20 protein-coding genes are annotated in these 24,993 nt (G+C 65.0%); 15 read left to right on the top strand and 5 right to left on the bottom strand.

Annotated features, from left to right (window positions below; genetic code table 11):
• Window positions 1–7: 7 nt before the first annotated feature.
• Both LJ760_RS00625 and LJ760_RS00630 read right to left on the bottom strand, forming a co-directional pair.
• Window positions 8–1,075: a hemolysin family protein gene (locus tag LJ760_RS00625; protein WP_227918305.1), complete on the bottom strand. Its 1,068-nt coding sequence runs from the start codon at window positions 1,073–1,075 to the stop codon at window positions 8–10.
• A complete protein-coding gene (locus tag LJ760_RS00630; protein WP_227918306.1) occupies window positions 1,072–2,460 on the bottom strand; it encodes a hemolysin family protein in 1,389 nt (462 codons plus the stop codon). The genes LJ760_RS00625 and LJ760_RS00630 overlap by 4 nt, the downstream gene beginning before the upstream one ends.
• A 471-nt stretch (window positions 2,461–2,931) precedes the next feature.
• Between LJ760_RS00630 and LJ760_RS00635 the strand changes: the two genes are divergently transcribed.
• The 10 genes from LJ760_RS00635 (at window position 2,932) to LJ760_RS00680 (ending at window position 18,473) form a co-directional block, all read left to right on the top strand.
• Window positions 2,932–6,741: a multifunctional oxoglutarate decarboxylase/oxoglutarate dehydrogenase thiamine pyrophosphate-binding subunit/dihydrolipoyllysine-residue succinyltransferase subunit gene (locus tag LJ760_RS00635; protein WP_227918307.1), complete on the top strand. Its 3,810-nt coding sequence runs from the start codon at window positions 2,932–2,934 to the stop codon at window positions 6,739–6,741.
• A gap of 63 nt (window positions 6,742–6,804) precedes the next feature.
• Window positions 6,805–7,404, top strand: coding sequence for a GDSL-type esterase/lipase family protein (locus LJ760_RS00640; protein WP_227918308.1), 600 nt, complete (start codon window positions 6,805–6,807; stop codon window positions 7,402–7,404).
• A 248-nt stretch (window positions 7,405–7,652) separates the two neighbouring features.
• On the top strand, window positions 7,653–9,413 hold the full coding sequence (locus LJ760_RS00645; protein ID WP_227918309.1) for an ABC transporter family substrate-binding protein: 1,761 nt from the start codon (window positions 7,653–7,655) through the stop codon (window positions 9,411–9,413).
• Between the two features lie 111 nt (window positions 9,414–9,524).
• Window positions 9,525–11,057, top strand: a complete 1,533-nt coding sequence (locus LJ760_RS00650) for an ABC transporter permease (protein WP_227918310.1) — start codon at window positions 9,525–9,527, stop codon at window positions 11,055–11,057.
• Between the two features lie 11 nt (window positions 11,058–11,068).
• Entirely contained in the window at window positions 11,069–12,112 is a 1,044-nt protein-coding gene (locus LJ760_RS00655) for an ABC transporter permease (protein WP_227918311.1), read from the top strand.
• Entirely contained in the window at window positions 12,109–13,893 is a 1,785-nt protein-coding gene (locus tag LJ760_RS00660; protein WP_227918312.1) for an ABC transporter ATP-binding protein, read from the top strand. The genes LJ760_RS00655 and LJ760_RS00660 overlap by 4 nt, the downstream gene beginning before the upstream one ends.
• Window positions 13,894–14,116: 223 nt before the next feature.
• The gene (locus LJ760_RS00665) at window positions 14,117–15,616 is read left to right on the top strand and encodes a CoA-acylating methylmalonate-semialdehyde dehydrogenase (RefSeq protein ID WP_227918536.1); all 1,500 of its coding nucleotides are present in this window, start codon (window positions 14,117–14,119) and stop codon (window positions 15,614–15,616) included.
• The gene (locus LJ760_RS00670; RefSeq protein ID WP_227918313.1) at window positions 15,616–16,692 is read left to right on the top strand and encodes an enoyl-CoA hydratase/isomerase family protein; all 1,077 of its coding nucleotides are present in this window, start codon (window positions 15,616–15,618) and stop codon (window positions 16,690–16,692) included. The genes LJ760_RS00665 and LJ760_RS00670 overlap by 1 nt, the downstream gene beginning before the upstream one ends.
• A complete protein-coding gene (gene mmsB / locus LJ760_RS00675; RefSeq protein ID WP_227918314.1) occupies window positions 16,685–17,632 on the top strand; it encodes a 3-hydroxyisobutyrate dehydrogenase in 948 nt (315 codons plus the stop codon). The genes LJ760_RS00670 and mmsB overlap by 8 nt, the downstream gene beginning before the upstream one ends.
• A 61-nt stretch (window positions 17,633–17,693) precedes the next feature.
• Window positions 17,694–18,473, top strand: coding sequence for an enoyl-CoA hydratase (locus LJ760_RS00680; protein WP_227918315.1), 780 nt, complete (start codon window positions 17,694–17,696; stop codon window positions 18,471–18,473).
• Window positions 18,474–18,496: 23 nt separating this feature from the next.
• On the opposite strand, the gene LJ760_RS00685 is transcribed toward LJ760_RS00680, so the two are convergent.
• Window positions 18,497–19,003 (bottom strand): MarR family winged helix-turn-helix transcriptional regulator, encoded by a 507-nt coding sequence (locus LJ760_RS00685; RefSeq protein ID WP_227918316.1) that lies wholly within the window; start codon window positions 19,001–19,003, stop codon window positions 18,497–18,499.
• Between the two features lie 316 nt (window positions 19,004–19,319).
• Here LJ760_RS00685 and LJ760_RS00690 point away from each other — a divergent pair, with 316 nt between their 5' ends.
• Entirely contained in the window at window positions 19,320–20,453 is a 1,134-nt protein-coding gene (locus LJ760_RS00690; RefSeq protein WP_227918539.1) for an acyl-CoA dehydrogenase family protein, read from the top strand.
• A gap of 81 nt (window positions 20,454–20,534) precedes the next feature.
• Window positions 20,535–20,609, top strand: coding sequence for a 50S ribosomal protein bL37 (locus tag LJ760_RS17550; RefSeq protein ID WP_104061284.1), 75 nt, complete (start codon window positions 20,535–20,537; stop codon window positions 20,607–20,609).
• Between the two features lie 103 nt (window positions 20,610–20,712).
• On the opposite strand, the gene rsrA is transcribed toward LJ760_RS17550, so the two are convergent.
• Together rsrA and LJ760_RS00700 are read right to left on the bottom strand one after the other, a co-directional pair.
• On the bottom strand, window positions 20,713–20,973 hold the full coding sequence (gene rsrA, locus LJ760_RS00695; protein ID WP_227918317.1) for a mycothiol system anti-sigma-R factor: 261 nt from the start codon (window positions 20,971–20,973) through the stop codon (window positions 20,713–20,715).
• Window positions 20,970–21,653, bottom strand: a complete 684-nt coding sequence (locus tag LJ760_RS00700) for a sigma-70 family RNA polymerase sigma factor (RefSeq protein WP_227918318.1) — start codon at window positions 21,651–21,653, stop codon at window positions 20,970–20,972. Before LJ760_RS00700 ends, rsrA begins: the two co-directional genes overlap by 4 nt.
• A gap of 324 nt (window positions 21,654–21,977) precedes the next feature.
• On the opposite strand from LJ760_RS00700, the gene LJ760_RS00705 reads away from it, so the two are divergent.
• The 3 genes from LJ760_RS00705 to rsgA are packed head-to-tail and all read left to right on the top strand — an operon-like array spanning window position 21,978 to window position 24,960.
• Complete coding sequence (locus tag LJ760_RS00705) at window positions 21,978–22,526, top strand: DoxX family protein (protein WP_227918319.1); 549 nt, start codon at window positions 21,978–21,980, stop codon at window positions 22,524–22,526.
• 5 nt (window positions 22,527–22,531) lie between these two features.
• A complete protein-coding gene (gene aroA / locus LJ760_RS00710; protein ID WP_227918320.1) occupies window positions 22,532–23,848 on the top strand; it encodes a 3-phosphoshikimate 1-carboxyvinyltransferase in 1,317 nt (438 codons plus the stop codon).
• Window positions 23,845–24,960, top strand: a complete 1,116-nt coding sequence (rsgA, locus tag LJ760_RS00715; protein WP_227918321.1) for a ribosome small subunit-dependent GTPase A — start codon at window positions 23,845–23,847, stop codon at window positions 24,958–24,960. Before aroA ends, rsgA begins: the two co-directional genes overlap by 4 nt.
• Window positions 24,961–24,993: the final 33 nt, after the last annotated feature.

A 24,993-nucleotide genomic window follows, 5' to 3' on the forward strand; every position in this document is an offset into this window, starting at 1 on the left:
CTAGGCGTTAGAGGCTTTCGCCGGTCCTGCGGATGCCCTGTGCCTGGGTGGCATCCCTGATCTCGCCGACCAGCTGTTCAATGATGTCTTCCAGGAACAGGACGCCGCGGGTGGTTCCGTCCGGGCCCAGCACGCGGGCCAGATGGGAGCCGGTCCGCTGCATCACGGCCAGGGCGTCCTCGATTTCGTCGTCCAGGCGGAGGTTGGCAAGGGTACGGACCTTGTTCTCCGTGATCGGCCGTTCATAGGCCTCCAGCGGGATGGACATAACGTCCTTCAGGTGCATGTACCCGGTGAGGTTCCCGGCGTCGTCCACGAGGACGAAGCGGGAGAAGCCGGTCCGGCCCACCGCGCGCTCGAATTCCGCCGGAGTGGAGTCCGTGCCCAGGCTCACGAGTTCATCCAACGGCACCATCACCGTCCCCGCGGTCTGTCCGGAGAACTCAAGTGCTCCCGAGATCAGGCCGGAATTGTCGGCGACGGTCCCGTGCTTCGTGGATTCCTCCACGATGGACTGCATCTCCTCCAGCGTGAAGGCCGAGGCGACTTCGTCCTTCGGGGTGATCCCCATGAGGCGCAGCGCGTGGTTGGCCATCCAGTTGAGCGTGCCGATGATCGGGCGTACCAGGCGGGAAATGAAGACCAGCGGCGGGGCGAGCAGCAGCACGGCGCGGTCCGCAACGGACACCGAGATGTTCTTCGGAACCATCTCGCCGATGGTGACGTGCAGGAAGGTCACGAGCAGCAGCGCCACCAGGAAACCGGCTCCGTCGGCTATTTCGATCGGCAGGCCCACGGCCTTCAGCGGCACCGAAAGCAGGTGGTGGATAGCGGGTTCGGCCACCGAGAGGATAAGCAGGGAGCAGACGGTGATACCCAGCTGCGCACACGCGAGCATCAGGGACACGTGCTCCATGGCCCACAGGGTGGTCTTGGCCCGCTTCGATCCGGCTTCGGCATGCGGCTCGATCTGGCTGCGCCGCGCGGACATCACCGCGAATTCGCTGCCGACGAAGAACGCGTTGCCCAGGAGCAGGACAACCAGCCAGAAGATTCCCGCCAGGTCGCCGCTCATCGGATGCCTTCCCTGCGTGCCGGGCGCTCCGTGCTTCGGCCGGCTTTGTCTTCGTCTTCAATGTGTTCGGGCTGGCCGGAACCGGCCCCCTCGTCGGCGGGGATGAAGCTGACGCGGTCAATGCGCCGACCGTCCATCCGTTCCACCTCGAGCACGCCGCCGGGCACCTCTACGCGGTCCCCTGCCTCGGCGATGCGGCCGAGCTCGGCCATGATGTAGCCGCCCACGGTTTCGTATCCGGCTTCGTCCGGCATCCGCAGCAGCGGAACCAGAGCGGTGACTTCGTCGGGGCGCATGATGCCCGGGAAGTACCAGGCGCCGGATGCGCTTTGCAGCACGCCGGGCTTGGCTTTGTCGTGCTCGTCGGAAACTTCGCCGACGATCTCTTCCACCAGGTCCTCCAGGGTGGCGACGCCGGCGGTTCCGCCGTATTCGTCCAGGACGACGGCGAGCTGCAGGTTGGCGTTGCGGAGTTCGGAAAGCAGTGAGTCCAGATGGACCGTTTCCGGCACCCGGAGGATCTCGCTCATGATCGCGGCCGCAGGCAGGGTGGCCCGCCGGCTGCGCGGCACGGCCACGGCCTTCTTGACGTGGACAACGCCGCGGATATCGTCCGGTGAATCTCCGAGGACCGGGAAGCGGGAGTACCCGGTGCGCCGCGCCGCCTCGATGACATCAGCCACGGGCTGCTCGGCGTCGATCGTTTCGAGCCGGATGCGCGGCGTCATGACATCGGCAGCGGTTCGTCCGGCGAAGGAGAAGGTCCGGGAGAGGAAGTCGGCAGTGCCCTTGTCCAGGGTGCCCATCTCCGCGGAGCGCCGCGCCATGGAGGACAGCTCGGCCGGCGTGCGCGCTCCGCTGACCTCTTCCTTGGCCTCAAGGCCGAAGAGGTGGAGGATCTTGTTCGCGAAACCGTTCAGCAGGAGCACCGCGGGCTTGAAGACCACGGTGAAAGCCAGCTGCGGCCGTGCCAGTGCCTTACCGACACGGAACGGCATGGCGATGGACATGTTCTTGGGGATCAGTTCGCCCAGCAGCATCGAAAGGAAGGTCGCCAGGATCATCGCAACGGTCACGGACACCGAGTCCACGGCCACGGGCGGCAGGCCAAGGGAGGCCAAGGGCCCCTCCAGCAGGCGCCCAACGGAGGGTTCCATAACGAACCCGGTCAGCAGGGTGGTCATGGTGATGCCCAGCTGGCAGCTGGAGAGCTGGGTGGAGAGGGTGGTCAGGCAGCGCAGCAGTGGTTCAGCTGCTTTGTCGCCCTCGTCCACTGCCCGGCGGACGGCAGGCTGGTCCAGCGCCACGAGGGCAAATTCGACGGCGACGAAGAATCCGGTGCCGAGAATAAGAAGGAGGCCAAAGAGAAGGTAAAGCCACTCCATGTCAGCACTCCCCTGCCGTCGGGGCAGACGGCCTTAAAAGAGAGGGATGAATCGCTGCACGGAAACGTTCAGACGGAGGGTGGTCGGCTGCGGCCGGACTGGAAGGCTCCGATGACGAGGCAGGTGAATGCTGGGCCGTGGGTGTGCGGGCGTTGCCGGCTCGTGGCGCACCGACTGCGGCAACCGCAGTCCGTGACGCAGGCCGGCGCCTAGAGAAACTGTCCATAGAAAGCCCAGTTTACAGGTTTGCTCCGGGGCCGCCACAGCGGCTTCCCTGGGCAGTTCCCGCCGGTCTGCAGCCACCGCCGCCTTCATCAAGCGGTGCGGGATTGGCCACATGTTCGACTATGTCACTAGACTGGCATGAAGTCTCGGTCACTGCGCACCGGGCCGCACCAGTACTTGAGGCGGAAGCGTCAGAACATGGTGCCATCAGGGCAAACGGCAACTCATGGAAGAGGCGTATATCTAGTGCCAGACCAATCCAACCACCGCCTGCCGGAGGAATTCGGCGGCAACGAGTGGCTTGTCGATGAACTGTACGAGCAGTATCTGTCGAACAAGGACTCCGTTGACAAAAAGTGGTGGAGCATCTTCGAATCCTTCAAGGCTGAAGACTCCCAGTCCGGCAACGGCTCCAACGGAAACGGCGCCGGCTCCCCGGACGGTTCCCGGCCCGCCACCCGCCAACTTCCGGTAGTGAAAGCCGAGAGCACGGCACCCAACGCGCCGAAGGCATCAGGCGAATCGCCCGCTGCAACGCAGCAGTCGGGCAAGCCGCCGGTAGCCAAGGAACCGGCGAAGGCCGAGCCCGCTGCGAAGAGCGAGCCGAAGGCCGAGGCCAAGGCCGCCCCGATTCCCGCGCAGCTGCCCAAGACCCAGCCCAGCGACGCCGCTGCGGAAGAGGACAAGGTCACCGTGCTGCGTGGTCCGGCCAAGGCCATCGCCACGAACATGGACCTCAGCCTCAGCGTCCCCACGGCAACCACCGTGCGTGCCATTCCGGCCAAGCTGCTGATTGACAACCGCATTGTCATCAACAGCCATCTGGAACGTGCCCGCGGCGGCAAGATCTCCTTCACCCACCTGCTGGGCTACGCCATCATCCGCGCTGCCGCCCAGTTCCCGTCGATGAACGTGCACTACGACGAAGTGGACGGCAAGCCCGTTGCCGTCCAGCCCGCACACGTCAACTTCGGCCTGGCTATCGACATGCCCAAGCCGGACGGAACCCGTCTGCTGGTAGTGCCGAACATCAAGAAGGCCGAAACCCTGAACTTCTCGGAGTTCTGGCACGCCTATGAAGAGCTGGTCAAGCGGGCCCGCAACGGCAAGCTCGGCGCGGACGACTACCGCGGCACCACCATCTCCCTGACCAACCCGGGCGGCATCGGCACCGTACACTCGGTGCCCCGCCTCTCCAAGGGACAGGCCGCCATCATCGGCGCCGGCGCCCTTGAGTACCCGGCTGAATTCCAGGGTGCCAACGAGAAGATCCTGGCCCGCAACGCCATCAGCAAGATCATCACCCTGACCTCCACCTATGACCACCGCGTCATCCAGGGTGCCGGCAGCGGCGAGTTCCTGCGCATCATCCACCAGTTGCTGCTGGGTGAGCAGAACTTCTACGACGAGATCTTCGAGTCCCTGCGGATCCCGTACGAGCCGGTCCGTTGGAGCCCGGACATCCAGGTCAACCCGGACGAGCAGATCAACAAGGTTGCCCGCATCCAGCAGCTGATCCACGCCTACCGGGTCCGCGGCCATCTGATGGCGGACACGAACCCGCTGGAATACGTCCAGCGCCGGCATGCCGACCTGGACATCCTGAACCACGGCCTGACGCTCTGGGACCTGGACCGGGAGTGGCCCACGGGCGGCTTCGGCGGCAAGCCGATGCTTAAGCTCCGCAAGATCCTCGGAGTGCTGCGGGACGCGTACTGCCGCACGGCCGGCATCGAATACATGCACATCCAGGATCCCGAGGAACGCCTCTGGTTCCAGGACCGCCTGGAGACCAAGTACACGAAGCCGACCCGCGAAGAGCAGCTGCGCATCCTCAGCAAGCTCAACGCTGCCGAGGCCTTCGAGACCTTCCTCCAGACGAAGTTCGTTGGACAGAAGCGCTTCTCGCTTGAGGGCGGCGAATCCCTGATTCCGCTGCTGGACGCCGTGATTTCCGGTGCCGCCGACGACGGCCTCGAGGAAGTCGGCATCGGCATGGCCCACCGCGGCCGCCTCAACGTCCTGACAAACATCGCAGGCAAGACCTACGCACAGGTCTTCCGCGAATTCGAAGGCACCCAGGACCCCCGCAGCGTGCAGGGTTCGGGCGACGTGAAGTACCACCTCGGCACCGAGGGAACCTTCACTTCGGACAACGGGAAGCAGACCAAGGTCTACCTGGCGGCCAACCCGTCCCACCTCGAAGCCGGCGATTCCGTGCTGGAGGGCATTGTCCGCGCCAAGCAGGACCGGCTGGACAAGGGCGACGAGTTCCCCGTGCTGCCGATCCTCGTGCACGGCGATGCAGCCTTCGCGGGCCAGGGCGTGGTGGCGGAAACGCTCAACCTCTCCCAGCTGCGCGGCTACCGCACCGGCGGCACCATCCACATAGTGGTCAACAACCAGGTGGGCTTCACGACGTCGCCCACGTCCTCGCGTTCGTCGGTCTACTCCACCGACGTCGCGAAGATGGTCCAGGCACCGATCTTCCACGTCAACGGCGATGATCCCGAAGCAGTCGTACGGGTTGGCCAGCTGGCCTACGAGTACCGTCAGCGCTTCCACAAGGACGTCGTCATCGACATGGTCTGCTACCGCCGCCGCGGCCACAACGAAGGCGATGACCCTTCGATGACCCAGCCGATGATGTACAGCCTGATCGAGGCCAAGCGTTCCGTGCGCAAGCTGTACACCGAGTCCCTGATCGGACGAGGCGACATCAGCCAGGACGAGGCCGAGCAGGCGCTGCGTGACTACCAGGGCCGCCTCGAGCGCGTCTTCGCGGAAACGCATGCCGCCCAGACCTCGCCCATCCCGGTGATCACCAAGGATTCCGAAGCGGTTTCCGATCTGGAACGTCCTGCTGCCCAGCAGGAAGGTACGACGATCATCAAGCCGGCAAGCACTGCGGTCTCCGCCGAGGTCCTGGCGCACATCGGCAAGGCCCACGTGGCCGTTCCCGAGGGCTTTACGGTCCACCCGAAGCTGAAGTCCCTGCTGGAAAAGCGTGACCAGATGTCCCGTGAGGGCAACATTGACTGGGGCTTTGCCGAAATCGCCGCCTTCGGTTCGCTGCTGATGGAAGGCGTCCCCGTACGCCTCGCCGGGCAGGATTCACGCCGCGGAACCTTCACGCAGCGCCACGCCGTCTTCCACGACCGCGCCACCGGCGCAGAGTGGATGCCGCTGGCTGAGCTGGACCCGAACCAGGCCAAGCTGTGGATCTACGACTCCCTGCTTTCCGAATTCGCCGCCATGGGCTTCGAATACGGCTACTCGGTGGAGCGTCCGGACGCCCTCGTGCTCTGGGAAGCCCAGTTCGGCGACTTCGTCAACGGCGCCCAGACCATCATTGACGAGTTCATCTCGTCGGCCGAGCAGAAGTGGGGCCAGCGGTCCTCGCTGGTGCTGATGCTTCCGCACGGCTACGAGGGACAGGGACCGGACCACTCGTCCGCACGGATCGAGCGTTTCCTGCAGATGTGTGCCGAGGACAACATGATTGTTGCCAACCCGACCACGGGCGCCTCGCACTTCCACCTGCTTCGCCGCCAGGCGTACAGCCGTCCGCGCAAGCCGCTGGTGGTCTTTACTCCCAAGCAGCTGCTGCGCCTGAAGGCGGCCGCGACGTCGGTGGAGGAGTTCACGCACGGCGAGTTCCAGCCGGTCATCGCCGAGCATGCCGAACTGGATGCCAACGCCGTCGACCGTGTGCTGCTGGTGTCCGGCCGCCTGTACTACGATCTGCTGGCAAACCGCCAGAAGACCGGCGACGACAAGACGGCGATCGTCCGCGTGGAGCAGCTCTACCCGCTCCCCGTCGATGAGATCCGGGCCGCTGTGGGCAAGTACCCCAACGCCGACATCGTCTGGGCGCAGGACGAGCCGGCGAACCAGGGTCCGTGGCCCTTCATCGGCCTCAACCTGCCCCAGCACCTGGACAGCCGCCTGCGCCTGGTCTCACGCCCGGCGTCGGCCTCCACCGCTACGGGCTCTGCCAAGCGCCACGCAGTGGAGCAGGACATCCTGGTGAAAAAAGCCTTCGAACGTCAGTAGGCTAGATTTAGGGTGGGGCGCTTCGGCGTCCCACCCTGTTTTTTTGATTCGAGAAGGTGACTAGTGGAACAACGCAGAATTCGGCTTGCTGCTGTGGGTGATGAGCTGCTGGCCGGACACGGGGATCCGCGCGCACTCGGCTGGCTGGGACGTGTCCTGGCACGAACATCGCCCGAGAACGTCAACCTCCAGGCATACAGCCTGGCTGCACCCAACGAGGGCACCGAGGCGCTGGCCAACAGATGGCTCGCCGAAGCCGGGAGACGATTCGAGGACGGGTGCGAAAACCGCCTCGTGATCGGGCTGTCGGACCGGGACCTGGACCTTCAACTGACGACGGCGCGAAGCCGCCTGAACCTGGCGAACATCCTCGACGGCGCCGCACAGATGAGCATCAAGGTCTTCGTGGTGGGCCCTCCCCCGGGCCTGGACCCGGAACGGAACCGGAAGCTCGCGGATCTCTCCGCAGCGTTCGGCGACGTGACCACGCGGCGGAAGCACGTCTATGTGGACACCCTCAACCCGCTGCTGAACCATGAGCAGTGGCGTACGGACCTGGCCGCCAACGGCGGAACGCCGGGCCAGGCCGGCTACGGCCTCATGGCGTGGCTGGTGCTTCACCGAGGCTGGTACCAGTGGCTCGACCTGCCCGACATGAACTGAAAATTCCGTCATAAACAGACGCCCAAAAACCCTCCCGGCTATTGCCGGGAGGGTTTTTGCGCATGCCGGGGCGGTCTCGGGTAGAAAAACCCCCGTGTCCGTCATAACGATCGGTTAACAACGTGTAACTTGTCTCACAGTGGAAACAATATGTGGCTAGTGTTGCTCCACATGCGGCGGTCATCACGGCCGCTTTGGGGGGCCATCATTGGTGGTTCCTGACTCCTCATCACCAGTTAGGACTACTTATGCGTACTAAGCGCACGGCAGCTCTTGCCGCACTCTCCGTGGGGGCCCTGTTCCTGGGCGCCTGCGGCTCCGCCGGGGGCGGAACCGAAAGTGAAGGCGGCTCGGAGGAAACAACCGAGAACATCGCTTCCACCATCAATATCGCCATCAGCCAGGCACCTGATGCCTACAACTCGAGCACCGCCAACACCAACAGCACTTACAACAGCTACGTCGACAACCTGGTGCACAGCAACTTCGTCGAGTACAGCCCCAACGGCGTCATCCACGATGAAGAGTTCGGCACCTTCGAAAAGACCAGCGACGACCCGCTGACGGTGCACTACAAGATCAACGAGGACGCCAAGTGGTCCGACGGCACCCCCATCGACTTCGATGACATGCTGCTGAACTGGGCCGCTTTCTCAGGCCAGGTCGGTCCCGCCGAAGGCGAAAACATCTTCCAGCCGTCCTCCACCAACGGTTTCTCCCAGACCAAGATGCTCGAGGGCGAGGCCGGCGACAAAGAGTTCGACATGGTCTTCGAAACCCCGTACGCGGACTGGGAAGCTTTGATGATCGGCCCCATCATGCCCGCACATGTCGCAGCGGAAAAGGGCGGCCTCGCCACCGATAACGACGGCGAAGCCCTGATCAAGGCCATCCAGGACAAGGACGTCGCGGCGCTGACCCCGCTGGCCGAATTCTGGAACACCGGCTGGAACTACGAAGCCGATCTCACCAAGCTTCCGGACGCCGAAATGATCCCGTCCTCCGGCCCCTACATGCTGGACAACGCCACCGACGGCACCCTGACCCTCAAGCGCAACGAGAACTACTGGGGCGAAGAGCGCAAGGGCAAGACGGACACCATCGTCTTCAAGACCATTGCAGACACCGAAGCAGTCCAGGCCCTGGAGAACGGCGAGGTCGATATCATCGAGCCGTCCGGCCCCACGGTTGACACCAAGACCGCCATCCAGAACATCGGCGAGACCGTCGAGATGCTCACCGGCCCCGAGCTGACCTTCAGCCACATCGACCTGGACCAGTCCGAGAACGGCGTATTCAAGGACCTGGCCGTACGCCAGGCCTTCGCCAAGTGCGTACCGCGCGAAGACATCGTCGAGAAGTTCGCCAAGCCCATCGATGAAAACGCCACGGTGGACAACCTGCGCGAATACCAGCCGGGCCAGGAGGAGTACGAGGAAGTCCTCGAAGGTGCTCCGTCCGCCAGCGAGTACGACGAAGTGGACATCGACGGCGCCAAGAAGCTGCTTGCCGATGCAGGTAAGACCGAACCCGTATCGGTCCGCCTGATGTTCTCCTCCACGAGCCAGCTGCGCGCTGACATCGTCACCCTGATCAAGACCTCCTGCGACCAGGCCGGCTTCAACATTGTTCCCACCCCGGACCCCAAGTGGAGCGCCAAGCTCGCCGAGCCCGGAGCCTGGGACGCCATCCTGTTCGCCTGGGCCGGTTCCGGCCTGGCCGCCAGCGCACAGTCGATCTACGTCTCCGACGGCGAGCAGAACTACGGCAAGTTCGCCAACGCTGAACTCGACAAGCTCTGGGACCAGATTGCCACCTCCACTGACGAAGAAGAGGTCAAGGAACTGAAGACCAAGGCAGAGGAAATCCTCGCCGCCGAGGTCTACAACGTGGTCCTGTACGCGAACTCCGGTGTGGTTGCACACTCCTCCAAGCTGGAGAACGTGGAACTGAACCCGAGCCAGAACGGCATCACCTGGAACGCCTACAAGTGGACAAAGCAGGTCTAGCCGCAGCACCACGCTAGCCGCATCCTAAGCGGGGATGGGCAGACACAAAGTCTGCCCATCCCCCTGCTTATGTCCGCGGCGTTCTTTAGTCCCACCCCAAGGAGCCCCACGGTGTTCTACTTCATTCTTAAAAGAGCGGTCACTTCGTTCTTTATCCTCCTGGCCGCCACGGCACTGATGTTTGTCCTGGCCGTCAACTCCGGCGATCCCCTCCATGACCTCGCCGAGCTGCGCAACGATGACCGGGAATCCCGCATAGCCGCCCGTACCGAAGCCATGCACCTGGATCAGCCGATCCACATCCGTTACCTCCTCTGGCTGCAGGAAATCGGCCGCTGCATCATGCCCGGCGGCGCACAGTGCACGCTGGGCCTGGACCGCGTGGGCAACCCCGTCATCGAGCAGCTGCAATCCGCCGTCGGTTCAACCTTCCGCCTGGTGGTCGTAGCAACGGTGCTCGCGATCATCCTGGGCGTGCTCATCGGTGTTGTGACCGCCCTGCGGCAGTACAGCGTGTTCGACTACTCGATCACGTTCGTTGCCTTCCTCCTGTTCTCCATGCCGCTCTTCTGGCTTTCCACACTCCTCAAGCAGTACCTCGCCATCGGTCTCAACACGTGGCTGGAGAATCCAACCATGTCCTATCTGGGCATAGTGCTGCTGGGGTTGGTGGCCGGGGTGATCTGGATGGTTGTCGTCGGCGGCGACCGCCGACGCCGGATCCAGGTATTCGCGGTAGCAGCCGTGGCAACTTCGGCGACCATGCTCCTGTTGCTGATGTCCGGTTGGTTCAAGACCCCCGGCTTCGGTCCCGTCGGCATCCTGGTGAGCGCCTTCGCCATCGCCCTCGGAGTCACTGCATTGTTCGCCGGGTTCCGGCGTCACCGGATTGTCTACGCAGCCCTTGCTACGGCCGCAGCAGGTTTTGTCGGCTATCTGGTCACGATGAACATCATGAAAGACCCCGACTGGCTGACCATTGCCGGCCTGGCACTGGTGACCGTTGCCGTTTCCGCTGCCATCGGGCACTTCGTGGGCGGACCGTACGCCAAGCAGACCCGGCAGATTACCGCCGTCGTCGGCCTGCTGATCGGTTTCATCGTGTTCCTGGATTCGCTCCTGCACGCCTACCCGACGCTGTCCCGCAAGACCGGCGGCCGGCCCATTCCCACTACCGGTTCCTCCACACCCAACCTCGAGGGAACCTTCTGGGAAGTAAATCTCGATTACGCGCTGTACCTGGTTCTGCCGACCATCGCGATCATGCTGATTTCGTTTGCCATGTACACCCGCTACACCCGCGCCAGCCAGCTGGACGTCATGACCCAGGACTACATCCGCACCGCTCGGGCCAAGGGCCTCAGCGAGCGGACCGTCGTGGTCAAGCACGCCTTCCGCAACGCGATGATCCCGATCACCACCCTGATGGCCTTCGACTTCGCCGGTGTGCTCGGCGGCGCCGTGGTCACGGAATCCGTGTTCGGCTGGAACGGCATGGGCAAGATGTTCACCGACGGACTCTCCAACGTGGACCCCAATGTCATCATGGCGTTCTTCCTCGTCACGGGCGTGGCTGCGGTGACCTTCAACATGCTGGCTGACATCGCGTACGCGTTCCTCGATCCGCGCATCAGCCTGAACTGATTGGTAGAGCAATGACTGATAACAAGATTCCCGCGGACGGGCCGAAGGAAAGCAGCCCGGAGCTGACGGCCATGACGCTGGAGAGCCAGCGGACCGTCACGGCGGACTCCCCCGCAACCAGGGGCGTCGTAGCTGAACCTAGAATCACCGAGGCCAAAAGCCAGTCCAAGCTGGTCCGCGAACGCTTCCTGCGGCATAAGGGCGCCATGGGCGGAATGATCGGCCTGCTCTTTATCGTGCTGCTGGCATTCTCCTCAATCGGCTTCAACGTCGGCCCGCTGCATATTCCGGGCTGGTGGCAGCACACCTTCTACGAAGTGCAGGAAACCGCCGACGGCGGGAAGCCGACCCTGTCCTGGACCGGACTGGGCGACCATCCGTTCGGCCAGGACGCCCTGGGCCGGGACTACTTCGCGATGACCATGCGCGGGGCGCAGATCTCCCTGATCATTGCCTTCATCGTGGGCATTGTCGGCACCGCCATCGGCACCGTCGTCGGTGCCCTGGCCGGCTATTACCGCGGCCGGGTCGAAGCCGTCCTGATGCGCTTCACCGACGTCATCATCACCATCCCGCTCCTGGTGGTCGCCGCAGTGCTGGCCACCATCGTGGCCGACTTCGGAATCGTGGTCTTCGCGGTCTTCCTAGGCATGCTCACCTGGACCAACCTCGCCCGGATTGTCCGCGGCGAGTTCCTTTCCCTTCGGGAAAAGGAGTTCGTGGAGGCGGCGAAGTCCGTGGGCGCCAGCTCGGCGCGGATCATCTTCAAGCACATCCTGCCCAACACCGTGGGCGTCATCATCGTCTCGGCCACGCTCGCCATCTCGGGCGCCATCCTGCTGGAAACGGCGCTCGGCTTCCTGGGCCTGGGCGTGCAGGAGCCGGACACCTCGCTGGGCAAGCTGATCAATGACAACCGGTCAGCCATGACCGTGCGCCCCTGGGTTTTCCTCTGGCCCGGCGTGTTTATCGTGGCCATTGCCCTCGCCGTCAACTTCATCGGCGACGGGCTCCGGGATGCGTTTGATCCCCGACAGACAAGGAACAAGCAATGACCTCCACACCGGTATACAGCGACACCCCGGCAACGGGAACCGGTTCCCCCATCCTTGAGGTCACCGGACTCGGCGTCGATTTCAACGTTGACAACGAATGGGTCATGGCCGCCGAAGACGTGAACTACAAGGTTTATCCCGGGGAGATCCTGGCGATCGTCGGCGAATCCGGCTCGGGAAAGAGCATGTCCTCCATGGCACTGCTCGGCCTGCTGCCCGGCAACGGGCGGTCCACCGGCAGTGCGAAACTGCACGGCAAGGAACTCATCGGGGCCCCGCAGTCGGCGCTGCGGAAGATCCGCGGCAATGACATTGCCATGATTTTCCAGGAACCCATGACGGCCCTGAACCCGGTCCTCACGGTGGGTGAACAGGTGAAGGAGATCATCGAGCAGCACACCGATGCGTCCCCCGCCGATGCCAAGGCACGCGCCATTGAGCTGCTGCGCATGGTGGAGATTCCGGATCCGGAGACCCGTTACGACAGCTACCCGCACCAGTTCTCCGGCGGGCAGCGCCAGCGGGCCATGATTGCCATTGCCATTGCCAATGATCCGATCCTGCTGATCGCCGATGAACCCACGACCGCCCTGGACGTTACGGTCCAGGCGGAAGTACTCGAGCTGCTTCGCAAGCTCAACAAACGCCTGAACAGCGCCATCCTGCTCATCACCCATGACATGGGCGTAGTGGCCGACCTTGCGGACAACGTGGTGGTGATGCAGAACGGGCGGATCGTGGAAGCCTCCGCCGTGGTGGATCTCTTCGCTGCACCGCAGCAGGACTACACCAAGGCCCTGCTCGACGCCGTGCCGCACCTCGGTTCCAAGGTGGGCGGCGTGCTGGCAGCCGTCGAGGTGGAGGATGACGGATCGCTGCAGATCACCGACGCGCCCCTGTCGGTCATGAAGGCCTCCGAGGAAGTGGCCGAACCGACGTCGTCGCAGACGCCCGCCCTGCAGCTGGAGAATGTGGCCATCGAGTATCCGGGACGGTTCCGCACCGCGGCCTTCCGTGCGGTGTCAGATGTTTCCTTCACGATCATGCCCGGCGAAGTCATGGGTTTGGTGGGCGAATCCGGTTCCGGCAAGTCCACAATCGGACGCGCCGTCACCGGTCTGCTGCCGGTGGCCGAGGGAAGTGTGCGGATCAACGGAACAGACATCGCAGGGCTGTCGCCGAAGAAAATGCGGCCCCTGCGGCGGAAGTTCGCCATCGTCTTCCAGGACCCGGCGGCATCGCTGAATCCTCGGATGTCCATCGGCGAGAGCATCGGCGAGCCGCTGTTCCTGCATGAGAAGCTGTCCAAGGCCGAGCTGGATAAGCGGGTGGAGAACCTGCTCGATGACGTCCAGCTGCCCAAGAGCTTCCGCAACCGGTACCCGCACGAACTCTCCGGCGGCCAGCGCCAGCGTGTGGGCATTGCCCGGGCGCTCTCGCTGCGGCCGTCCCTGCTCGTGGCGGATGAGCCGACGTCGGCGCTGGATGTGTCAGTGCAGGCACGGGTGCTGGCGCTGCTGCAGGACCTGCAGAAGGAGTACGGCTTTGCCTGCCTGTTCGTCAGCCACGACCTGGCGGTGGTCGAGATCCTGGCCAGCCATATCGCCGTGCTGAACAAGGGCAGGATGGTGGAGCAGGGTTCCACCGAGCAGGTCCTGAAGTACCCGCAGGATCCCTACACCCGCCGCCTGCTGGCCGCGGCACCGGTGCCGGACCCGGCCGAGCAGGCCTACCGCCGCGAGCAGCGCTACGCGCTCCTCGCGGCCGGCAACACCGAATAGGGCACGTTGCCCAGCAGGTAAACACAGCAGAACGAAACCGCGGCGGCGTCAGTGGCGGAAGACCATCTTCCCCACGGCGCCGCCGTCGTCGTTGCCCCGGCAGTACGGGCAGTATGGAATTTACTTGGATGTCCGACTATGTTGGGGTGGGAAGATAATGTCACGGCTCACACCCGGCCGGGATGCAGCTTCGAAATTCCACGGTGCAAAGGAGCATTCCATGATGGTTCGCGAGCTATCGCATTACGTTGACGGACAGCATGTTGGAGGCAGCTCCGGGCGCTTCAGCGATGTCTACGATCCCTGCACGGGCAAGATCTCCGCCAGGGTGCCCCTGGCCAGCACCGAGGAAGTCCGCAACGTGGTTTCCAACGCGGAGAAGGGCCAGCTGGAATGGGCGGCCATGAACCCGCAGCGGCGCGGACGGATACTGCTTCGGTTCGTTGACCTGGTGAACCAGAACCTGGATGAACTGGCCACCCTGTTGTCCTCGGAACACGGCAAGACCCTCCTCGACGCGAAGGGCGACATCCAGCGGGGCATCGAGGTGGTGGAATTCGCTGCCGGCGCCCCGCACCTGCTCAAGGGCGAGTTCTCGGACAACGCGGGGGCCGGCATCGATGTCCACTCGCTGCGCCAGCCGCTCGGCGTCGTAGCCGGAATCACGCCGTTCAACTTTCCGGCCATGATTCCGCTGTGGAAATCCGGTCCGGCACTGGCTGCAGGCAATTCCTTCATCCTCAAGCCCTCCGAGCGGGACCCTTCCGTGCCGCTGCGCCTCGCCGAGCTCTTTACGGAGGCAGGCCTTCCGGCCGGCGTCTTCAATGTGGTCAACGGCGACAAGGAAGCGGTTGATGCACTGCTGGAGGATCCGCGGGTATCGGCCATCGGGTTTGTCGGCTCCACCCCGATTGCGCAGTACATCTATGCCACTGCCGCTGCCCACGGAAAGCGCGCCCAGTGCTTCGGCGGCGCAAAAAACCACATGGTGATCATGCCGGATGCCGACTTGGACATGGCAGCAGATGCCCTGATCGGTGCCGGCTTCGGCTCGGCCGGTGAACGCTGCATGGCCATCTCCGTGGCCGTGCCGGTCGGCAAGGACACCGGCGACGCGCTCGTCGCGAAGCTTGAGGAACGGATCGCGGCTCTGAAGGTAGGCCACAGCCTCGCAGATGATTCGGATTTCGGCCCGGTGGTCGCGGCTTCCGCGAAGGAACGGATCGAGGGGTACATCCAGGCCGGCGTGGAGGAGGGCGCCACCCTCCTGGCCGACGGGCGCGGCCTCGCGGTAGAGGGCTACGAGGGCGGCTTCTGGGTGGGGCCCACTCTCTTCGACAACGTCACCAAGGACATGACGATCTACAAGGAAGAGATCTTCGGGCCCGTGCTCAGCGTGCTCCGCGCGGAGGACTACGACGAAGCCCTGCGCCTGTGCAGCGAGCACGAGTTCGGCAACGGAGTGGCCATCTTCACCCGGGACGGTGACGCCGCCCGTGATTTCGCAAGCCGCGTCCAGGTCGGCATGGTGGGCATCAACGTCCCCATCCCGGTCCCTATTGCCTACTACACCTTCGGCGGCTGGAAGGCTTCCGGATTCGGCGACCTCAACCAGCACGGCGCGGATGCCTTCCGCTTCTATACCAAGACCAAAACGGTCACCACGCGCTGGCCGTCGGGGATCCGCACCGGTGCCAGCTTCGTGATGCCGGAAGGCAGCTGATGGCAGGCATGGGCCCCGGGACGCCTGTCACGGACGAGGTGCTGTTCGAATGCCGCGGCCGGCTGGGCGTAATCACGCTTAACCGCCCACGAGCCGTCAATGCGCTTACGGCCGGCATGGCATCGGCCATGCTGGAGCAGCTCCGGCTCTGGGCCCACGACGACGCCGTCGCAGCCGTGCTGGTACGCGGCGCCGGCGAACGGGGATTGTGCGCGGGCGGCGACATAGTGGCCATCTACCGCGACATGCTCGACGGCGGCAGCGCCACGGCCGCGTTCTGGGCGGAGGAATACACGCTCAACTCGCTCATTTCGAACTACTCCAAGCCTTACGTGGCCTTTATGGACGGACTGGTGCTCGGGGGCGGAGTAGGGATCTCCGCCCACGGCTCAGTCCGGATCGTCACCGAGCGCACCCGGCTGGGCATGCCGGAAACCACCATCGGCTTCGTGCCCGACGTCGGCGGAACCCTGCTGCTCTCCCGCGCGCCCGGGGAGGCCGGCACCCATGCAGCACTCACCGGCGCCCATCTGAACGCCGGCGATGCGGTATTCCTGGGGTTCGCGGACCGCTACGTTCCGTCGGCGAAACTGGCGGACCTCGCCAAGGCGCTCGAAAGCGAACCCGTGGACTCCGCCGTCGCACGCTTCGCGGAGGAGGCCCCGCCGTCCGGACTCGCAGGGCAGGAATGGATAGAGGCCTGTTACGCGGGGAACGATGCCGAGGAGATTCTGCGGCGGCTGCAGGCCTTCGAGGGGCAGGCACAAGCAGCCAAGGCTGCCGAGGCAATGGCAGCCAAGTCACCGACAGCGGTGAAAGTGGCGCTGGAATCGCTGCGCCGGGTGAAGGGGCTAAGCCTGGAGGAAGCCCTGGAACAGGAGTACCGGGTGGGCCTGCGGTTCCTCGCCGGAACCGATTTCCGGGAGGGCATCCGTGCCCAGGTGGTGGATAAGGACTATTCCCCGCGCTGGCAGCCCGCCACGCTGGCAGAGGTCAGCGACGACGACGTCGAATCCTATTTCGCGCCGCTGGGGAACCGTGAACTCATACTTTCCAAGGAGCACAACAATGTCTGAACCATTCGCTTCGGCGCTGGGTGCTGCGGAGCAGACCGCTCCGGTCGCCTTCCTCGGGCTGGGCCACATGGGCGGGCCGATGGCCGTTCGTCTCGTAAACGCCGGATACTCCGTGACCGGCTTCGACGTAATGCCCGCCGCCCTCGAGACGGCGAAGGCAAACGGCATCGCCACAGCCGGCAGTGCCGCCGCCGCGGTGGCCGGCGCCGGCGTGGTCCTCACCATGCTGCCCAGCGGCAAACATCTGCTGGACGCGTATCGGGGCACCGGAGACCAGCCGGGCCTGCTCGCCGCTGCCGCGCCCAACACCCTTTTCCTGGATTGCTCCACCATCAACGTGAAGGAAGCCCGGGAAGCTGCAGAACTCGCGGTTACTGCCGGCCACCGTGCCGTAGACGCGCCGGTCTCAGGCGGCGTCGTGGGCGCCGAGGCAGGCACTCTGACCTTTATGGTGGGCGCGCTGCCGGAGGACTTCAAAGCAGTCAGCCCGATGCTTGAAGTGATGGGCCGGCGCGTAGTGCACTGCGGAGATCACGGTGCAGGCCAGGCCGCCAAGATCTGCAACAACATGATCCTCGGAATCTCGATGATCGCGGTCAGCGAAGCCTTCGTGCTGGGCGAAAAGCTGGGCCTGACGCACCAGGCCCTCTTCGACGTTGCCTCCGCGGCCTCCGGCCAGTGCTGGGCGCTGACCACCAACTGTCCCGTGCCGGGTCCGGTGCCCGCCAGCCCCGCCAACCGCGACTACCAGCCGGGTTTCGCCGGAGCCCTGATGGCCAAGGACCTGAAGCTCGCCCTCAACGCACTCGAAAGCACAGGCGTCGCCGCGCAGTTAGGACCGCTCGCTTCCGCAATTTACGATGACTTTGCTGCGGAAGGCGGCGCGGGCCGGGATTTCTCCGGCATCATCACCGATATCCGGGACAAGTCCGCGCACTAGGTTTTTGCACACCGGACAGACCTGAACAACACGATTTGAAACAGCAGCTGAGGGGCCAGAAATGACGGAGCAGTACACCAGTATTCTCGTAGAGCAGCGCGGGCGGGTGGGGCTCGTAACGCTCAACCGGCCCGAGGCGCTGAACGCGCTGAACAAGGCAACCATGGACGAACTCGTGGGCGCCGTGACCGCCATGGATGCCGACCCCGCCATCGGGGCGGTCGTGGTGACCGGCTCCGGCAAGGCCTTCGCCGCCGGGGCGGATATCAAGGAAATGCAGTCCAAGGGCTACATGGACATGTATGCCGCGGACTGGTTCCGCGGCTGGGAAGACTTCACCCGCCTGCGCATCCCGGTGATAGCTGCGGTGTCCGGATTCGCCCTCGGCGGCGGCTGCGAACTCGCGATGATGTGCGATTTCGTCATTGCCGGTGACAATGCCAAATTCGGCCAGCCGGAAATCAATCTCGGGGTGCTCCCCGGCATGGGCGGCTCCCAGCGGCTCACCCGCGCCGTGGGAAAGTCCAAGGCGATGGACATGATCCTGACCGGGCGCTTCATGGGTGCCGAGGAAGCCGAACGCGCCGGCCTCGTTTCCCGGGTGGTTCCGGCCGCGGACGTGGTCGAGGAGGCGATGGAGGCCGCCGCGGTCATTGCCTCCAAATCCAAGCCGGTGGCGATGGTTGCCAAGGAAGCCGTCAACGCAGCGTTCGAGACAGGGCTGGCCCAGGGAGTGCTCTTCGAACGGCGCGTCTTCCACTCGCTGTTTGCCACCGAGGACCAGAAGGAAGGCATGGCGGCCTTCGTCGAGAAGCGCAAGCCGGACTTCTCCCACCGCTGAGGCGGCGCGTCCGGCCGTGCCGTTCAGTCGCTGAAGTCGCCGGCGTTCCTGCGGAAGCTGCCGAGGATCTGGATCAGCTGGTCCACATCCTGCTCTCCGAATCCGGATTGTGCGAACACCGCCGAGTTCAGGGCCAGGGTTGCCTGCTTGGCCAGCGTCCGGCCGGCCGGAGTCAGCTCAATCAAGGTGGTACGCCCGTCCGTGGGATGCGGTGAACGGATCACCAGTTCCGCGTCCTGCAGGCGGTCGACGGCGTTCGTCACCGATGTGGGGTGCACCTGGAGAAGCGCGCTGGCCTTGTTCATGGGCAGCGCGCCGCTGCGGGCAAAGCTGAGCAGGGCGAGGAGTTCGTACCGGGCAAACGTCAGCCCGAACGGCTTCAGGACCCCCTCGATCCGGGCCAGCAGGATCTGCTGGGTCCGCATGATGGCAGTGATGGCAGCCATCGGTGCGGCGACGTCGGACCAACCGTGCCGTTCCCAATTTCCCCTGGCATCCGCAATGGGATCACGCGGCAGCGGCGTTGCCACGGCACCCCCGGCTTCCCGTTCTGGATTTCATAGGCCCAGCCTAGCTTTTCAGCGTCGGAAAGTCGGCGTCGGCGGCTTGCGGCCTGCGGCCTGCCGCCGTGGTCCGGGCTCCGGACCCTGGCCGGCTTCCGACGGGATGGTGATCTGCGTCACCCTGCAATATAGTAGGACGTCCAAGGGTTAGGCGGATCCGGTTCCTTTATGCCGGGTCACTACGAAGGGATGCTCGCCCGTGCAGCCACAGAGACGTGCCACCGGACAGAACCGCACAGTTGCGGACGACGCGTTTGTCCCGCCTTTCCCGGACGTTGACCTGATGTACATCGTTGACCTGCTTTCGCCGGAGGAACAGTCCCGTTACCTGGAGGTCCGCAGCTTCCTCCAGTCCCGGATCCGGGCTGCTTCGATCGACTACTGGAACAGGGAGGAATTCCCCTTCGAGCTGGTCGCGGAGCTGGGCAAGTACGGCCTCGGCGGCCTGCAGACAGACGGAACCTCAAAGCTGTTCAAGGGACTGATGTACGCGGAAGTGGCGCGGGCCGATGTGTCCCTCTCCGCGCTGGTGGGGATCCACAACGAGCTGATCGTCGGCATGGTTCACCAGCTCGGCTCCGAGGAGCAGAAGGCACGCTGGCTGCCGGGCCTCACCGCCCTCACGCAGATCGGTGCCTTCGCACTGACCGAACCGGACCACGGCTCGGACATAGCCGGCGGACTGGCCACTACGGCGCGCCTCGAGGGGGACGAGTGGGTGATCAACGGCGCCAAACGGTGGATCGGCGCCGGTACCATCGCCGACTTCGCCCTGGTCTGGGCGAGGGACGTCGCCGACCAGCAGATAAAGTGCTTCCTCGTCGAAACCGACCGCCCCGGCTACACCGCCGCAAAGATCGCAAACAAAATCGGCCTGCGCATCATGCAGAACGCGGACATCGTCCTTGACGAAGTCCGCATCCCGGCGGCGAACCTCCTGCCGGGTGCCACCGACTTTTCCAAAGCCAATGAGCTGCTGCGCGATTCGCGTGCCTGGGTGGGCTGGCAGGCCGCCGGCATCCAGCTGGCCGCATTCGACGTCGCACGTTCCTACGCCTTGAACCGGAAGCAGTTCGGCAAGGAGCTCGCCCGGTTCCAGCTGATCCAGCAGCAGCTGGCCGAAATCCTGGGCAACGCCTCCGTCTCGCTCGCACTGATGGCACAGCTTGCCCGGATCCAGCAGGACGGCAAGCTCGAAATGGTGCAGGCGGCGATGGCCAAGTCAACCACTACCCGGCTGGCCCGGGCATCGGTGGCCATGGGGCGGTCCCTGCTGGGCGGCAACGGGATCAGCACGGACTATGAGATGGGCAAGCTTTTCGGCGATGCCGAAATCCTCTACACCTACGAGGGCAGCTACGAGATCAATTCCCTGATCGTGGCGCGGGCCGTGACCGGGAAATCGGCATTCGTCTAGGCCGCCGGATCCGCGTTAGGCGTGCGCGTGAGGCATGTGGGACACTGGAGGGCAGAACTTTACGAATCAAAGGAGGCAGCTATGAGCAAGCGTGCACGCAAGCGTCGTGACCGTAAGCGCGGCGGCGCTAACCACGGTAAGCGTCCCAACGCCTAAGCAGAGCTTAGGTAGCCGCGTGACCATTCTGGTCAGGCAAAAAGAACCCCCGGAACCAATTGGCACCGGGGGTTCTTTGTGTCTGCGATGGTGACCTGCGGAATTAGTGGTCCGCCGTCTGGATCTGGCTGATGCGGGTAAGGATGCTGGCCTTCAGCGTCTCGGGAGCTGCCTCAGTGCAGGACCGTTTCACGACCGAACGGATGACGCACTCAAGGTCATGTTCCTGGGCGCATTCGGGACATCCGTCGAGGTGTTCCTTGATTTCCACCAGGTCCTCGTGGGACAGGGCGCCGTCCAGGTACTCGTACAGCCGTTCGATGCGGGCGTCGTCGCAATCGCCCAGGCTCTGGCAATCGCTCATAGCTCATTCCCCTGTTTCTTGGTTGATGCGCCGGCGGCTTCGGCTGCGGGCACTTTGCCCTTGATACCGCGCTCGTGTGCATACTCCGCCAAGAGCTCGCGGAGCATCTTGCGTCCACGGTGCAGCCGGGACATCACGGTGCCGATCGGCGTATTCATGATTTCTGAAATTTCCTTGTACGCGAAGCCCTCCACATCGGAGAAATACACGGCAAGCCGGAACTCCTCCGGAATGGACTGCAGGGCATCCTTGACATCGGAATCCGGCAGGTGGTCCAAAGCAACTGCTTCAGCGGACCGGAGTCCGGTTGAGCTGTGCTCGGCCGCACGGGCCAGCTGCCAGTCCTCCACGCCGTCGGAGTTGGCCTGCAGGGGTTCCCGCTGCCGCTTCCGATAGAGGTTGATGTACGTGTTGGTCAGGATGCGGTACAGCCAGGCCTTGAGGTTGGTCCCCGGCCGGTACTGGTGGAAAGCGGAGAACGCCTTCGTGTAGGCCTCCTGTACGAGGTCCTCCGCGTCCGAGGGATTGCGAGCCATGCGCATGGCGGCTGAATAGAGCTGGTCCACATACTGCATGGCGTCCTGCTCAAAACGAAGCTTGCGTGCCTCATCCGATTCGGTGGCAACGTCGAGTTCGAAGTTTTCCACGTGGGGGCTGCCTTCCGGCGCATCAGTTCTCATCACCTCCCAGTCTACGGTGCGGGCGGGAACCCGCACGTGTAGCTTCGGCCCGCGGGCAGTCGGCGCTGAGGTCAGCGTGGCGGCTGGCACGATGCTTTTCTCCTGACTGTCGACGAAGCACATCCTGATACTGGTGCCAACGACGACGCCGGGCCCGCTATTCCCGCACTCCCCTCCCCCTTCCCCCCCGGCGGGCGGCGGGAAAGGCCAGCCGAGAGGCCGCGGGACGAAACGTGTGCCGCAGGCCGCAGAATGCCAGACTAAGGTGGAAGCAGCACCACATGTTGTTTTTTCGCGTAACTGAGGGATTTCCCAGGAGGCACTATGTCGATAGTCCGTTTGATCGCCCGTCCTTTGCTCGCAACCGGCTTCGTGGCGGTAGGCGTGGAGCGCCTTCGCAACGCTGACCAGACCGCCGAACAGCTCGCCCCCACGCTGAAGAAGATCGGCAGCACGGTTCCTGCCGCCGCAGCATTCACGTCCAATCCGGCACTCGTAGCCAAGGTTGTCGGCTTCACGCAGGTTGGCGCTGCCTCGATGCTCGGCACGGGCAAGTTCGCCCGCCTGGCGTCCCTCCTGCTCGCCGGAACCGCCGCACTGAACTCCGTGGTGGAATACCGCAATGCCGAGGCTTCCACCGCGGCCGCGCGCAAGGAACGCCGCAACCAGCTGCTCAAGAACCTCTCCCTGATCGGCGGCGTCCTGCTCGCTGCCGTTGACACCAACGGCCGTCCGGGCCTTGCCTGGCGCGCCGGGCACCTTGCCTCGGGCACCAGCCGCAAGACCCGCGCCGTCTCCAAGTCGGTTTCGAAGAGCACGCGCAAGCAGCTCAAGGCAGTGTCCAACGCCGCTTCGGACATCGTCGGTTCCTAGCAGCAATGAGTGCTCCGAATGCCGGGGTGCCGGCTACCTGGCCGGCACCCTTCGTCACCTCGCCCGTGGACGCAACAATCGCGGTGCCGGGTTCGAAATCGCTGACCAACCGATATCTGGTCCTCGCCGCCCTTGCAGACGGCAGGTCCCGGCTGCGGGCACCCCTGCATTCGCGGGACTCGGAGCTTATGGTCTCCGCCCTGCGCTCCCTCGGAGCAACAGTTACCGAAATTCCCGGCGACGGCAGCTTCGGCCCTGACCTGCTCATAGATCCGGTCCCGGCAGCAGCCCCGGGCACCCGGCAGATTGACTGCGGCCTGGCCGGGACGGTCATGCGCTTCGTCCCTCCCCTGGCAGGACTCGTCACCGGAACCACCGGGTTCGACGGCGATCCGCACGCCCGCACCCGGCCCATGTCCGCCATCATCGACGCCCTGCGCTCGCTCGGGGTGCAGGTGGACGACGGCGGCGCCGGTTCCCTGCCCTTCACCGTCACCGGCTCCGGCCGCATTGCAGGCGGCCGCCTGGAAATAGATGCCGGTGCCTCCTCCCAGTTCGTCTCGGCCCTGCTGCTGGCAGCGCCCCGTTTCGACAACGGCCTGCACCTGGTCCACCGCGGCAGCACGCTGCCCAGCCCGGACCACATTGCCATGACGGTCTCCGTCCTGCGCGGCGTCGGCGTGGACGTTGATGATTCCGTTCCCCACGAATGGCGGGTGGCCCCCGGCCCCATTGCCGCCTTCGACACCGTGATTGAACCGGATCTGTCCAATGCCGGGCCCTTCCTCGCCGCGGCGCTGGTGGCCGGCGGAACCGTACGCGTGACCGGCTGGCCCGCCTCAACCACGCAGGTGGGCGATAAGTGGCGGAGTATCCTCCCGGCCCTGGGCGCGTCCGTGGACCTGGCCGACGGCACCCTCACCGTCACCGGCACCGGCCGCATCCGCGGCGCCGACCTGGCCGACACCAGCGAGCTGGCCCCCACGGTGGCCGCGCTCTGCGCCCTCGGAAGCACGCCGTCCCGCCTCACCGGGATAGCCCACCTCCGCGGCCACGAGACGGACCGGCTGGCCGCACTCGTCACGGAAATTAACCGGCTCGGCGGCGATGCGGAAGAAACAACAGACGGCCTGGTCATCCGGCCGTCGGCACTGCACGGAGGCACCTGGGAAACCTACGCGGACCACCGGATGGCCACCGCCGGCGCCCTGATCGGCCTGGCCGTGCCCGGCGTCGTCGTACGCGATATCTCCACAACAGCCAAGACCCTGCCGCAGTTCCCCGAACTCTGGCAGCAGCTGACCCGATCGGCGGAAGCATGACACGCAGTACAAGCGGCTGGGACGAGTCCGATGTCCGGGTCCGCCCGAACAAAAAAGGCTCCCGGCCCCGCACCAAGGACCGCCCCGCCCACGACGACGCCGTCATCGGGCGGATCATCACCGTGGACCGCGGCCGGTACACCGCCGTGGTTGATGAAGACACCGCCAACGAGCGCACCGTCATTGCCGCCCGTGCCAGGGAGCTGCGGCGCACGCCGGTAGTGGCCGGAGACCTGGTGGCGCTGGTCGGTGACGTAAGCGGCGCTCCGGACACCCTCGCCCGGCTTGTCCGGGTCGAGGAACGCCGAACCCTGCTGCGGCGCAGCGCCGACGACACAGACCCCGTGGAACGCGTGGTGGTGGCCAACGCCGACCAGCTGGTGATCGTGGTGGCCGCCGCCAACCCCGAACCCCGCACCGGCTTCATCGACCGCGCCCTCGTTGCTGCGTACGACGCCGGGATCTCCCCCGTCCTCTGCATCACCAAGGCGGACATCAAGGACCCCGCCGACCTGCTGGCCAACTACGAACACCTGGACATGGACGTCATTATCAGCCGCACCGCGGCAGCTGACGCCTCGGGCATCGATGCCCGCTCCGACGACGGCCTTTCCGCACGCCTTCAGGGAACCGCCGTCGAGGCCCTCCACGAGGTGCTGAAGGGCAACGTCAGCGTCCTGGTGGGTCCCTCCGGCGTAGGCAAATCCACCCTGGTCAATGCCCTGACCGGCTCGGCCCGCGCCACCGGCGGCGTCAACGCCGTCACCGGGCGCGGCAGGCACACGTCCTCCTCGGCCCTGGCCCTGCGGTTGAGCGATTCCCCCGCGGGCAGCTGGATCATCGACACCCCGGGCATCCGCTCCTTCGGCCTGGCCCATGTGGACCCGGACCGGATCCTGCAGGCCTTCCCCGACCTTGAGCCGGGAACGGCCGACTGTGAGCGCGGCTGCCGGCACGATTCCGTCGCCGTCGGCTGCGGTCTGGACCCGTGGGTGGAAGGCGGCCATGCCGGGCCGGCGGGCCCCGCGCGGCTCGCGTCGCTGCGGCGGCTGCTGGGCACCGGAACCCGCACGGAGAACAAGTCGTCCGCGAAGGAGCTCGGCGAGCAATAGCCCCATCCGGACGGCGGAGTTCCCGCCGCCGAA

Source organism: Arthrobacter sp. zg-Y895 (genome assembly GCF_020731025.1).
Taxonomy (GTDB): Bacteria; Actinomycetota; Actinomycetes; order Actinomycetales; family Micrococcaceae; genus Arthrobacter_B.

Coding starts and splice junctions, on each gene's coding strand:
- LJ760_RS00625 (WP_227918305.1), bottom strand. CDS start 1,075: ATGAGCGGCGACCTGGCGGGAATCTTCTGGCTGGTTGTCCTGCTCCTG.
- LJ760_RS00630 (WP_227918306.1), bottom strand. CDS start 2,460: ATGGAGTGGCTTTACCTTCTCTTTGGCCTCCTTCTTATTCTCGGCACC.
- LJ760_RS00645 (WP_227918309.1), top strand. CDS start 7,653: ATGCGTACTAAGCGCACGGCAGCTCTTGCCGCACTCTCCGTGGGGGCC.
- LJ760_RS00655 (WP_227918311.1), top strand. CDS start 11,069: ATGACTGATAACAAGATTCCCGCGGACGGGCCGAAGGAAAGCAGCCCG.
- LJ760_RS00660 (WP_227918312.1), top strand. CDS start 12,109: ATGACCTCCACACCGGTATACAGCGACACCCCGGCAACGGGAACCGGT.
- LJ760_RS00665 (WP_227918536.1), top strand. CDS start 14,117: ATGGTTCGCGAGCTATCGCATTACGTTGACGGACAGCATGTTGGAGGC.
- LJ760_RS00670 (WP_227918313.1), top strand. CDS start 15,616: ATGGCAGGCATGGGCCCCGGGACGCCTGTCACGGACGAGGTGCTGTTC.
- mmsB (WP_227918314.1), top strand. CDS start 16,685: ATGTCTGAACCATTCGCTTCGGCGCTGGGTGCTGCGGAGCAGACCGCT.
- LJ760_RS00680 (WP_227918315.1), top strand. CDS start 17,694: ATGACGGAGCAGTACACCAGTATTCTCGTAGAGCAGCGCGGGCGGGTG.
- LJ760_RS00690 (WP_227918539.1), top strand. CDS start 19,320: ATGTACATCGTTGACCTGCTTTCGCCGGAGGAACAGTCCCGTTACCTG.
- rsrA (WP_227918317.1), bottom strand. CDS start 20,973: ATGAGCGATTGCCAGAGCCTGGGCGATTGCGACGACGCCCGCATCGAA.
- LJ760_RS00700 (WP_227918318.1), bottom strand. CDS start 21,653: ATGAGAACTGATGCGCCGGAAGGCAGCCCCCACGTGGAAAACTTCGAA.
- LJ760_RS00705 (WP_227918319.1), top strand. CDS start 21,978: ATGTCGATAGTCCGTTTGATCGCCCGTCCTTTGCTCGCAACCGGCTTC.
- aroA (WP_227918320.1), top strand. CDS start 22,532: ATGAGTGCTCCGAATGCCGGGGTGCCGGCTACCTGGCCGGCACCCTTC.
- rsgA (WP_227918321.1), top strand. CDS start 23,845: ATGACACGCAGTACAAGCGGCTGGGACGAGTCCGATGTCCGGGTCCGC.